The organism is Pantoea eucalypti (assembly GCF_009646115.1).
Classification (GTDB): domain Bacteria; phylum Pseudomonadota; class Gammaproteobacteria; order Enterobacterales; family Enterobacteriaceae; genus Pantoea; species Pantoea eucalypti.
Genome location: NZ_CP045720.1, coordinates 1,304,002 through 1,316,191, shown reverse-complemented (window position 1 = coordinate 1,316,191; position 12,190 = coordinate 1,304,002). Strand labels below are relative to the sequence as shown.

Annotated in this window: 10 protein-coding genes; all 10 read right to left on the bottom strand. The window is 56.1% G+C overall.

Annotation, left to right across the window (positions count from 1 at the left end; genetic code table 11):
- Window positions 1-79: 79 nt before the first annotated feature.
- The 10 genes from nuoN to nuoE all read right to left on the bottom strand — a co-directional run bounded on the left by nuoN (window position 80) and on the right by nuoE (window position 12,188).
- Entirely contained in the window at window positions 80-1,537 is a 1,458-nt protein-coding gene (gene nuoN / locus EE896_RS06235; protein ID WP_003854230.1) for an NADH-quinone oxidoreductase subunit NuoN, read from the bottom strand.
- A gap of 6 nt (window positions 1,538-1,543) precedes the next feature.
- Complete coding sequence (nuoM, locus tag EE896_RS06230; protein WP_140916275.1) at window positions 1,544-3,064, bottom strand: NADH-quinone oxidoreductase subunit M; 1,521 nt, start codon at window positions 3,062-3,064, stop codon at window positions 1,544-1,546.
- A 210-nt stretch (window positions 3,065-3,274) separates the two neighbouring features.
- The gene (gene nuoL, locus EE896_RS06225) at window positions 3,275-5,110 is read right to left on the bottom strand and encodes an NADH-quinone oxidoreductase subunit L (protein ID WP_140916277.1); all 1,836 of its coding nucleotides are present in this window, start codon (window positions 5,108-5,110) and stop codon (window positions 3,275-3,277) included.
- Entirely contained in the window at window positions 5,107-5,409 is a 303-nt protein-coding gene (gene nuoK / locus EE896_RS06220) for an NADH-quinone oxidoreductase subunit NuoK (protein WP_003854236.1), read from the bottom strand. Before nuoK ends, nuoL begins: the two co-directional genes overlap by 4 nt.
- Complete coding sequence (gene nuoJ / locus EE896_RS06215) at window positions 5,406-5,957, bottom strand: NADH-quinone oxidoreductase subunit J (RefSeq protein ID WP_003854237.1); 552 nt, start codon at window positions 5,955-5,957, stop codon at window positions 5,406-5,408. The genes nuoK and nuoJ overlap by 4 nt, the downstream gene beginning before the upstream one ends.
- A gap of 10 nt (window positions 5,958-5,967) precedes the next feature.
- On the bottom strand, window positions 5,968-6,510 hold the full coding sequence (nuoI, locus tag EE896_RS06210) for an NADH-quinone oxidoreductase subunit NuoI (protein WP_003854239.1): 543 nt from the start codon (window positions 6,508-6,510) through the stop codon (window positions 5,968-5,970).
- An 11-nt stretch (window positions 6,511-6,521) separates the two neighbouring features.
- Window positions 6,522-7,499: an NADH-quinone oxidoreductase subunit NuoH gene (gene nuoH, locus EE896_RS06205; RefSeq protein ID WP_003854240.1), complete on the bottom strand. Its 978-nt coding sequence runs from the start codon at window positions 7,497-7,499 to the stop codon at window positions 6,522-6,524.
- Entirely contained in the window at window positions 7,496-10,219 is a 2,724-nt protein-coding gene (gene nuoG / locus EE896_RS06200; RefSeq protein WP_105098955.1) for an NADH-quinone oxidoreductase subunit NuoG, read from the bottom strand. The genes nuoH and nuoG overlap by 4 nt, the downstream gene beginning before the upstream one ends.
- Window positions 10,220-10,329: 110 nt before the next feature.
- A complete protein-coding gene (gene nuoF, locus EE896_RS06195; protein WP_175501446.1) occupies window positions 10,330-11,670 on the bottom strand; it encodes an NADH-quinone oxidoreductase subunit NuoF in 1,341 nt (446 codons plus the stop codon).
- Window positions 11,671-11,672: 2 nt separating this feature from the next.
- Window positions 11,673-12,188 carry an NADH-quinone oxidoreductase subunit NuoE gene (gene nuoE, locus EE896_RS06190; RefSeq protein ID WP_003854243.1) on the bottom strand — a complete coding sequence of 172 codons (516 nt, stop codon included), beginning with the start codon at window positions 12,186-12,188 and terminating at the stop codon, window positions 11,673-11,675.
- Window positions 12,189-12,190: the final 2 nt, after the last annotated feature.

Below are 12,190 nucleotides of genomic sequence, written 5' to 3'. Positions count from 1 at the left end.
CAGCACCAGCTGGTCACCTCATCTGACAGACAAAAAAAATCAGGCCCGGAGGCCTGATTCATTATTCGCAGTTATCAGCTTACATCAGTGGCTGAGCCATCTGCACCAGTCTGATGAGCGGCTGCGGGTAAACCCCTAGCAGCAGTACCAGAATGGCAGAAATCAGAACCACGACACCACCGGCGGTGAATGCCCAGTTAGCCGGGGTATCACGGGTGTGCAGTTCTGGCGGGCTGAGGTAGAGACTTACCGTTACGCGCAGATAGTAGTAAAGGCCAATCGCACTGCCCGCTACTACCGCACCGGTCAGCCACCACAGATGCGCACTGACGCCTGAAGCAATCACGTAGAATTTACCGATAAAGCCCAGCGTCATCGGGATACCGGCCAGTGACAGCATCATCACTGTCATGACCGCTGACAGGATAGGACGATGCCAGAACAGACCGCGATAAGAGTAGAGTGAATCTGCATCCGGGCCACGATACGGGCTGGACATCAGACTCACCACACCAAAGGCACCCAGGCTGCTGAACAGATAACCGGCCAGGTAAACACCTGAGGTTTCCAGCGACAGCTGATGATCTTTCACTGCAATCAGCGCGACCAGCAGATAGCCGAGGTGGGCGATAGAGGAGTAACCCAGCAGACGCTTGATGTTGCTCTGCGAAATCGCCATCAGGTTACCGAACAGAATCGAAACGAAGGCGATCATGGCCAGCACAGTGCGCACCGCTTCGCTGTCGGTCACCGGCGCGTACATAAACAGACGCATGATGACACCGAAGATCGCAATCTTGCTGGCTGTCGCCAGGAAGGTTGAAACCGGCGCAGGCGCACCCTGATACACATCGGGCGTCCAGAGATGGAACGGAACCAGTGAAAGTTTGAAGCCCAGGCCGATGATCATCATGCCCAGCCCCACCAGCAGCAGTGGCTCATGGATCATGCTGTCAGTCAGGCTCTGACCCAGCGCAACAAAGCTCAGGTTACCGGAGTCGGCGTAGATAAGCGCAATACCAAACAGCAGGAACGATGAGGCCGCCGCAGACAGAATGGTGTATTTCAGTGCGGCTTCCAGCGAACGTTTCTGGCGGAAAGCGTAGCCAATCAGACCAAACAGCGGCAGCGACAACAGCTCAATGCCGATGAACAGCGAGGCCAGATGGTTAGCACTGGCCAGCACGATGCCACCGAGGGCCGCAATCAGCACCAGCAGATAGAACTCATCTTTGTTGTCCGGGTAACCCGCCAGCCATGGATAGGCAAAGGTACAGGTCGCCAGACTCGCCAGCATCACCAGCGCGGTATAGAACATCGAATAGCCATCGACGCGCAGCAGCGGCGTGACATCCATCGCCCCGACCTGACCGACAAAGTAGAGCGAGAGCAGCGCCAGGTTCAGGCCAACTACCGTTAGCGTGGCGTTAACGAAGTGGTTGCGTCGCCAGGCAATGGACAGCATCACAACCACCACCGTCAATCCGACGATTAACAGCGGTAGTAACGCAATCAATTGGTGAGGAGTTATTGTCATGGCGAATTACGGCCTTGTAGTTGAAATTGAAGCGGTAAACCACTGCTGAATATTGCTCATGGCAGCGTGCGAAGTATCCAGAATCGGCTGTGGATAGACGCCCAGCAGCACCAGCAGCACCACCAGAACACCGATGGTCATGAACTCGCGCGGCGACATGCCTGGCAGCGGATCTTTCGATTTCGCTTCGCCATAGTAAGCGCGCTGCATCATCACCAGCGAGTAAATCGAGGCGAACACCAGACCAAAGGTCGCGATGATGATAATCATCGGCACCACCTGGAAGCTGCCGGTCAGAATCATAAATTCGCCGACGAAGTTACCCGTACCCGGCATACCGAGGTTGGCGACAGCAAAGAAGAGCGACAGACCCGGAATCCATTTGATGCGCGACCACAGACCACCCATCTGACGCATATCACGGGTATGCAGACGCTCATACAGCTGACCACACAGAATGAAGAGTGCCGCTGCGGACAGACCGTGTGCAATCATCTGAATCACCGCACCCTGCAGCGCCAGCTGGCTGCCGGTGTAGATAGCAATCAGCACAAAGCCCATGTGCGAAATCGAGGTATACGCGATCAGACGTTTGATATCGGTCTGCGAGAAGGCCATCCAGGCACCGTAGAAGATCCCAATGATGCCTAACCACATAGCGATTGGCGCAAACTCTGTTGACGCGTTCGGGAACAGCGGCAGACTGAAACGCAGTAAGCCATAAGCCGCGGTTTTCAGCAGGATACCTGCCAGGTCAACAGAACCCGCAGTCGGCGCCTGACTGTGCGCATCCGGCAGCCAGCCATGTAACGGCACTACCGGCATCTTCACCGCAAAGGCGATAAAGAAGCCCAGCATCAGCAGATATTCAACACCGCTCGACATTGGCGTCTTCAGAAGCTGTTCATAGTTGAACGTCCAGACACCGGTCGCGTTGTAGTGGACAAACACCAGGCCCAGAATCGCAATCAGCATCACCAGACCGGAAGCCTGGGTGTAGATGAAGAACTTGGTCGCAGCGGAGATACGGGTTTTGCCGTCAGACGCTTTGTGACCCCAGAGCGCGATGAGGAAGTACATCGGCACCAGCATCATTTCCCAGAAGAAGAAGAACAGGAACATGTCGATGGAGAGGAACACACCGATTACGCCGCCCAGGATCCACATCAGGTTCAGATGGAAGAAGCCCTGATACTTTGAAATCTCATTCCATGAACAGAGCACCGCCATCAGACCGAGCAGGCCGGTCAGCACCACCATCAGCAGCGACAGGCCATCAATGGCTAAATGGAAGCTGATGCCGAAGCGTGGGATCCACGGAACGGAGAAACTTGACTGCCACTGCGGAATGCCCGCTGCCTGCGTCAGTGAATAGCCTCCCTGCAACCAGAGTTGCAGCGAAAGCGCCAACGTCAGCCCCATGGTGATCAGCGCGATCCAGCGTGGCACCTTCGCGCCAAGGCGCTCAGTGAGCCAGCAGATCAGACCGCCGACGAAGGGTATGATAATTAGCCAAGGTAATAACACGGCACACTTCCCTTTTCTTTGTCTTAGTTCGGGCTATCTTACTTGCCAGTTTGATTCCCGGCAGTGCTCGCAATCCTCACATACCTCGGTATGCTCCGGTTGCTGCGCGCTGGCGGTAACCAGACTGGCTGCGACGATAACGCCCTTGCTCAGGACAATTTTTGACATTCTCAATGGGCAGATTAACTAACCTGCCCCGCTCATCAATCTTTAAATCACCAGCAGCAGAGCCAGCACCAGTACGGCACCCAGGCTCATTGACGCAACGTACCAGCGCAGGTAGCCGTTCTCACTGACAACCAGGCCTTTGTTGGCAATGCGTGACAGCAGCGCAGGCAGGTTCATCAGACCATTCAGTGGGTCGCGCTTCAGCAGCCACGCAATGCCCAGGTAGGGTTTAACGAACACTTTATCGTAGAGCCAGTCGAAGCCCCAGGCCGCAAACCACCAGGTGCCGAAGAAGCGGCCTGGCGCACTGTTTGCGATACGGGTAACCAGCTCACGTTTGCCCAGCCACAGCGCAGCAGCGATCAGAATGCCGACAATCGCTACGACGCCCGAGGTGATTTCCAGTCCCACTTTGCCCGCTTCACCAAACTCACTGGCTGGCAATACACCCGCCAGCGGTGGCGTAATCAGCGCACCAATGAAGGTAGAGAGCAGCAGCAGTACAATCAGCGGCAGATGATGGGTAATGCCTTTACCGGCGTGCGCATGAATTTTCTCTTCGCCGTGGAACACGATGAAGATCATGCGGAAGGTGTAGATAGAGGTCAGGAACGCCCCTACCAGACCCGCAAACATCAGGTTGATGTGACCGTTAGCCAGTGCGCCGAACAGAATCTCATCTTTACTGTAGAAGCCCGCCGTAATCAGCGGCAGTGCCGCCAGCGCCGCGCCGCCAACCAGGAAGCAGGTGTAGACCAGCGGAATGCTCTTGCGCAGGCCACCCATTTTGAAGATGTTCTGCTCGTGATGGCAGGCCAGAATCACTGAACCCGAAGAGAGGAACAGTAACGCTTTAAAGAAGGCGTGCGTCATCAGATGGAAAATCGCCGCATCCCACGCCTGAACACCCAACGCCAGGAACATGTAACCAATCTGGCTCATGGTGGAGTAAGCGAGAACACGTTTGATGTCGGTCTGTACCAGCGCGGCAAAGCCCGCCAGCACCAGGGTAATTGCCCCGACGATGCCGACCAGATGCAGCACTTCCGGCGTCAGCAGGAAGAGACCGTGGCTGCGGGCAATCAGGTAAACACCCGCTGTCACCATGGTCGCGGCGTGGATCAGTGCTGAAACCGGTGTCGGACCGGCCATCGCATCAGCCAGCCAGGTCTGCAACGGCAACTGTGCCGATTTACCGACCGCGCCACCCAGCAGCATCAGCGTTGCCCACTGCAGCATATGGTTGTCTGCGGCAAAGTGCGCCGGCGCCAGTTCCATCATCTCGCGGAAGTTCAACGTGCCCAGCTCGTTGTAGAGAATGAACAGGCCGAATGCCAGGAAGACGTCGCCCACGCGGGTGATGATAAAGGCTTTCATCGCCGCTTTGCCGTTTTCCGGATTGCTGTAGTAGAAGCCGATCAGCAGATAAGAGCAGAGCCCTACCCCTTCCCAGCCCAGATACATCAGCATCAGGTTATCGGCCAGCACCAGAACAACCATGCTGGCGATAAACAGGTTGGTATAGGCGAAGAAGCGGGAGTAGCCCTCTTCTCCACGCATATACCAGGAGGCGAACATATGAATGAAGAAGCCAACACCGGTGACGACTGACAGCATGGTCAGAGACAGGCCATCCAGCGTCAGGTTCACTTTCATGTCGAAGTTGCCGACATGCATCCAGGTCCAGAGTGACTGGGTATAGGCTTGCTGACCACTGGCGAAGAACTCGAATCCGAGCATCACTGTAGTCAATGCTGCCAGACCCACCGATCCCATACCTACCGTGGCCGACAGGTTCTCAGACCAGCGACCGCGGGAAAACGCTAACAGCAGAAAGCCGATCAGCGGAAACAAGACAGTTAAATAGAGAAGATTCATCCGCGCATCTCGCTCACAGTATCAATGTTCAGCGTCTGACGACGACGATAGAGCTGAAGCAGCAGCGCCAGACCAATACTGGCTTCCGCTGCCGCCAGGCTGATCGCCAGGATATACATCACCTGTCCATCGGCCTGACCCCAGTAGCTCCCGGCAACCACCAGAGCTAAGGCGGCGGCGTTGATCATGATTTCAAGGCCGATCAGCATAAACAGCAGATTGCGGCGTATCACCAGCGACGTCAGTCCAAGGACAAACAGCACGGCAGCAAGAATCAATCCATGTTGTAACGGGATCATGCGTTCTCCTTTTTCACCTGAGCGGCGTCAGCATTACGGTTACTCAGGACTTCGCCCTGACGCTCTTCACGACCGATATGGAACGCCACGACCAGACCTGCCAGCAGCAGCATAGAAGCCAGTTCAACCGCCAGCACATAAGGACCAAACAGGCTGATGCCGACCGCTTTGGCGTCGATGATGGTGCCATCAATGCCCTGGTCATTCGCCGTCAGGATGGCGTAAATCATCACCACCAGCAGCAGCAACGAGACGATGCCGGGACCAATCCACAATGACGGGCTGAGCCACTCACGCTCCTGCTTCTCCGTCTGCTTGCCCAGGTTCAGCATCATAACGACGAAGACGAACAGCACCATGATGGCGCCAGCGTAGACGATGATCTCCAGCGCACCCGCAAAATAGGCACCCATAGAGAAGAAGACGCCCGCGATCGATAACAGCGAAACGATCAGGTACAGCAACGCATGTACCGGATTGGTGTGGGTAATGACGCGCAACGTCGTCAGCACCGCCACCAGTCCGCAAAGATAAAACGCAAATTCCATGCCTTGCTCCTTAAGGTAATAAGCCTTTGACGTCGATAGGCTTGGCTTCGTTTTCCGCTTCGCCCTTATCTTTACCGTCAATCGCCATACCTGCCATGCGGTAGAAGTTGTACTCCGGATATTTACCCGGTCCCGAAATCAGCAGATCGTCCTTTTCATACACCAGATCCTGACGCTTAAACTCACCCAGTTCGAAATCCGGGGTAAGCTGAATCGCGGTGGTCGGACAGGCTTCTTCACACATGCCGCAGAAAATACAGCGTGAGAAGTTGATGCGGAAGAACTCCGGGTACCAGCGGCCATCTTTGGTCTCGGCTTTCTGTAGTGAAATACAGCCAACCGGACAGGCAACCGCACACAGGTTACAGGCGACGCAACGCTCCTGACCATCCGGATCGCGGGTTAACACGATACGGCCACGATAGCGTGGCGGCAGATAAACCGGCTCTTCCGGGTACATCTGCGTTTCACGTTTGGCAAAGGCGTGCAGCCCTATCAGCCAGATACTGCGAACTGTCGTGCCAAAGCCTACGACAATATCTTTCAAAGTCATTTGTTAACCCCTTACGGCGCTGTGTAGAGAATCACTGCGGCAGTCGCCAGCAGGTTCAACAGCGTCAACGGCAGACACACTTTCCAGCCGAATGACAGCACCTGGTCGTAGCGTGGACGCGGAAGCGCAGCACGAATCAGGATGAACATCATCATAAAGAACGCCGTTTTCAGGGCGAACCAGATGAACGGCGGCAGGAAAGGTCCGTGCCAGCCACCAAAGAACAGCGTTACGATCAGCGCTGAAACGGTGGTAATCGCCACATATTCGCCGACAAAGAACAGGCCAAACTTCATGCCGGCATATTCAATGTGATAACCATCTGCCAGTTCCTGCTCCGCTTCTGGCTGGTCAAAGGGATGACGGTGACACACCGCCACGCCAGCAATACAGAAGGTTACGAAACCAAAGAACTGCGGAATGATGTTCCACAGGTGCGTCTGGCTGTTGACGATATCGTTCATGTTGAACGAGCCCGCCTGCGCCACCACACCCATCAGCGACAGACCCAGGAACACTTCGTAGCTCAGCGTCTGCGCCGAGGCGCGCATCGCACCCAGCAGCGAGTATTTGTTGTTACTCGACCAGCCAGCAAACAGCACGGCGTAGACCGCAAGGCCCGCCATCATCAGGAAGAACAGCAGACCGATATTCAGGTCTGTCACCATCCAGGTTGGCGACACTGGCACGATAGCAAAGGCCAGCAGCAGAGAAACAAAGGCAATAACCGGCGCAAGGGTAAAGATAAAGCGGTCGGTAAATGGCGGAACCCAGTCCTCTTTAAAGAACATTTTGATCATGTCCGCAACCAGCTGGAGCGAGCCGCCCCAGCCGACGCGGTTAGGTCCGTAACGGTTCTGGAACAGGCCGAGCAGACGACGCTCGGCGAAGCTCATGAACGCGCCGCAGGCCACAACCACCAGCAGAATCACAATGGCTTTAACAATGGCCAGCAGAATGTCGATAACGTCCGGTGTTAACCAGCTCATTGCGCCGCCTCCTGCAGAGTGTCGATTTTACCGTTCGCCAGGAATGGCGGAACGCCCGGCATACCCAGCGGCAGACCAATCTGACCCGCCTGCAGTGACGCCGAGAAACGGACCGGCAGACGCACTGTCTCGCCGGCACAGCTGAATTCAACCGCCGCGCCATTGTTGACGCCCAGCTTCGCTGCATCCTCCGGGTTAATCACCAATGCAGGCTCTGTCATGCGCTGCTGGAAGACCGGTGAACGCTGTGACATCTCTTCGCTACCGAACAACCGGTGGAGAGGCGCCACACGCCACTTCGCATCACTGACAAACGCGGCAGGAACGGTTGTGAACCATGGCAGCTCACTGTTGCTGGCTTCAAACAGGCGTACGCCCGGATCGCCATGACGCAGTTTGCCGCCCACTTCAGCCTGGAACTTGTTCCACGCCTGCGGTGAGTTCCAGCCTGGAGCCCAGGCAAACGGAATCTGCGAACGCGGAGCTGATGGCTGGTTGTTCCCTTCCATAGAGAAGGCGAACATGGTGTCCTGGTCCTGCGGCTGACGCGGTTCATGAACGCTGATATTCGCGCGCATCGCAGTACGTCCACTGTTACGTATTGGAGAACGCGCCAGTTTCTGACCACGGATGCGGAAGCTGGCATCAGGTGCCGCTTCTTTAATACCCGCGAGCTGTGGCAGACGGGTCACCACGGCATCGATCACGTGATCGAGCTGCGTCCAGTCCACGTGACGGCTTTCCAGCGTGCTGTGCAGCGAGTGCAGCCAGCGCCAGCTTTCCAGCATCACAACGTTGCTGTCGTAATAGGCAGGATCGTAAACCTGGAAGAAACGCTGTGCGCGGCCTTCATGGTTAATTGACGTACCATCACTTTCAGCGAAGCTGGCGGTGGATAACACCAGACCCGCTTTCTCCAGCGTGGCTGTACGCTGATGATCAACCACAATCACGTTCGTGGTCTGCGCCAGGGCTGCATCCACCACGGCTTTTGGTGCGTGACGATAGAGGTCATTTTCCAGCACCACCAGCGCATCGGCTTCACCGTTGCTCAGTTGCTCCAGCGCATGCTCCAGCGGATTACCGCCGATCATGCCCAGACCGATGCTGTTGGCGTGACCCGCCAGCAGAGTAATGCCGACATCTGCGCCGCGTGCCTTCAGGGCTTTCGCCACGTTCGCTGCGGCTTCAATGACTGCGCTGCTGCCTGAGTGAGTACCGGAGATGATTAATGGCTTTTTCGCGCCGGCCAGCGCCTGAACGACAACGTCCATTTTCCCGTTGAGCTTGCTGTCGAAATCGGTCACTGCCGGAGCAGATTCATCCAGTGCACTGGCGATAGCGAAGCCGAGGCGCGCCTGATCTTCAACCGGCGCACGATAGCTCCATGCCGCGATATCATCCAGACGGGTTTCATCAACATGGGTAACGAACAGAGGATGCTTCGCGTTCTGACCGATGTTCATAATGGCGGCGATCTGCCAGTCTGCGACTTTCTGCGCAGCGGCCATATCACGCGCTTTGCCTTTTACCGCCTGACGGACAGAGAGTGCCACGCGAGCACCAACCTGTGTAAGGTCTTCACCCAGCACCAGCACCGCATCGTAGCTTTCAATTTCACGCAGCGATGGCGTATAGACACCGCTTTCGCGCAGGACTTTGAGCATCAGTTCAAGACGGGCCTGCTCGTCCGCTGGCATACCGGTTGAGAAGTTCTCTGCGCCCACCAGTTCACGCAGTGCAAAGTTACTTTCAACGCTGGCGCGCGGCGAGCCGATGCCAATCACTTTCTTCGCCTGACGCAGCAAATCTGCACCGGCATTGACCGCCTGCTCTGCGTTCAGCGTAACCCAGTCATTGCCGCGCAGCAGCATCGGCTGGCGTGGACGATCTTTGCGGTTCACGTAGCCATAGCCAAAGCGGCCACGGTCACACAGGAAGTAGTGGTTTACGGTGCCGTTATAGCGGTTTTCAATACGACGCAACTCACCATAACGCTCACCCGGGCTGGTGTTACAGCCGACACTGCACTGCTGGCAGATGCTCGGCGCAAACTGCATATCCCATTTACGGTTATAGCGTTCTGAGTGGGTTTTATCCGTGAAGACGCCGGTCGGGCAGATTTCAACCAGGTTGCCAGAGAACTCGCTTTCCAGCGTGCCATCTTCCGGGCGACCAAAGTAGACGTTGTCATGCGCGCCGTAGACACCCAGATCTTTGCCATCGGCATAATCTTTGTAGTAACGCACACAGCGGTAACAGGCGATACAGCGGTTCATCTCGTGGGAGATGAACGGACCGAGATCCTGATTACGGTGAGTACGTTTGGTGAAGCGATAGCGGCGGAAGCTGTGGCCGGTCATTACTGTCATATCCTGCAGGTGACAGTTACCGCCCTCTTCGCACACCGGACAGTCGTGCGGGTGGTTGGTCATCAGCCACTCCACCACGCTTTCGCGGAACTCTTTCGCTTCGCCATCATCGATGGAGATGAATGTGCCGTCAGAGGCCGGTGTCATGCAGGACATGACAAGACGGCCGCGGGTATCTTCGGCATTCTGGAATTGCTTTACCGCACACTGGCGGCAGGCCCCAACGCTTCCCAGCGCCGGATGCCAGCAAAAGTAAGGAATATCAAGGCCCAGAGAGAGACATGCCTGTAGCAGGTTGTCCGCTCCGTTCACATCATACTCTTTACCGTCTACATGAATTGTAGCCATAGTGACATGCTTCCGTAAGGCTCGTCAGAGACGAGCGTTAATCATATTCTTGCCCCGACGCACGACATTGTCGGGGCGGCGGCACCAGGCCTGTTCCGTTTTTTGGTGAATTACCAGCGCGCTTTCAACAGGTTTGGCTGGATCCCGCCAATGGCACGGGTATTGCCAAACACCTGCGGCGCCATGCCGGCTTCAAACTCTTCACGGAAATATTTAATCGCACTCTGCAGCGGCTCAACCGCACCCGGCGCATGCGCACAGAAGGTTTTACCCGGGCCAAGCTGACGGCAGAGTTGCAGTAAGGTTTCAATATCTCCTGGCTGGCCCTGCTTCTGCTCCAGCGCACGCAGAATTTTCACGCTCCACGGCAGACCGTCACGACACGGAGTACACCAGCCGCACGACTCACGGGCAAAGAACTCTTCCAGGTTACGCACCAGGGAAACCATGTTGATCTCGTGATCAACGGCCATTGCCAGCGCCGTACCCAGACGACTGCCCGCTTTGCCAATGCTGGCAAATTCCATCGGCAGATCCAGGTGCTGGTCGGTCAGGAAGTCAGTCCCTGCGCCGCCGGGCTGCCAGGCCTTGAACTTCAGTCCGTCACGCATGCCGCCTGCATAATCTTCCAGGATCTCACGGGCGGTGATACCGAATGGCAGCTCCCAGACGCCGGGATTTTTAACCCGCCCGGAGAAGCCCATCATTTTGGTACCGGCATCTTCGCTTTTAGAGATGTTTTTGTACCACTCCACACCGTTGGCCAGAATCGCCGGCACGTTCGAGAGGGTCTCTACGTTGTTCACGCAGGTCGGTTTGCCCCACGCGCCCGCACTCGCCGGGAATGGCGGCTTGGAACGCGGGTTAGCACGACGGCCTTCCAGTGAGTTAATCAGTGCCGTCTCTTCGCCGCAGATATAACGCCCTGCGCCGGTATGGACGATCAGCTCAAAGTCGAAGCCGGTACCGAGAATATTTTTACCGAGATAGCCCGCTTCCGTGGCTTCAGCAATCGCACGACGCAGATGCACCGCCGCTTCAATGTATTCGCCACGTAAGAAGATGTAGCCACGGTAGGCCTTTAGCGCAAAGGCGCTGATCAGCATTCCTTCCACCAGCTGGTGAGGCATCTGCTCCATCAGCAGGCGGTCTTTATAGGTGCCTGGCTCCATTTCATCGGCGTTACACAGCAGGTAACGGATGTTCATCGACTCATCTTTCGGCATCAGGCTCCACTTCAGACCGGTAGAGAAGCCTGCACCGCCGCGCCCTTTCAGGCCGGAGTCTTTGACTGCCGCGACAATTTCATCCTGTGACATGCTTTTCAGCGCTTTTTCCGCACCGGCATAGCCGTTCTTGCTGCGATATTCATCTAGCCAGACAGGTTGCTTGTCGTCACGCATCCGCCAGGTGAGCGGATGGGTTTCAGCAGTACGAATGATCTGTTTGATTGTCATTGATACTGCTCCAGCAAAGAGGGAATGCCTTCTGGCGTCAGATGAACATGCGTGTCTTCATCCACCATCATCGTTGGGCCCTTGTCACAGTTACCCAGGCAGCAGGTTGGCAGCAGCGTAAAGCGGCCATCAGCAGTGGTTTGACCCGGTTTGATATTCAGCTGCTGCTCCAGTGCGGACTGGATGCCCTGATAACCGGTGATGTGACAGACCACGCTGTCACAATAACGGATCACATGACGGCCAACCGGCTGACGGAAGATCTGGCTATAAAACGTCGCCACCCCTTCAACATCACTCGCCGGGATACCCAGTACGTCGGCAATCGCGTTGATTGCGCCGTCCGGCACCCAGCCGCGCTGTTTCTGCACGATCTTCAGCGCTTCAATGGAGGCTGCACGCGCATCTTCGTAGTGGTGTTTTTCGTGCTCAATAGCGTGATGCTCTTCCGCGCTCAGCACGAAGACCTCGTTAGGGTCGATCGTTTTAATGGCAATGTGTTGATCGTGCATAA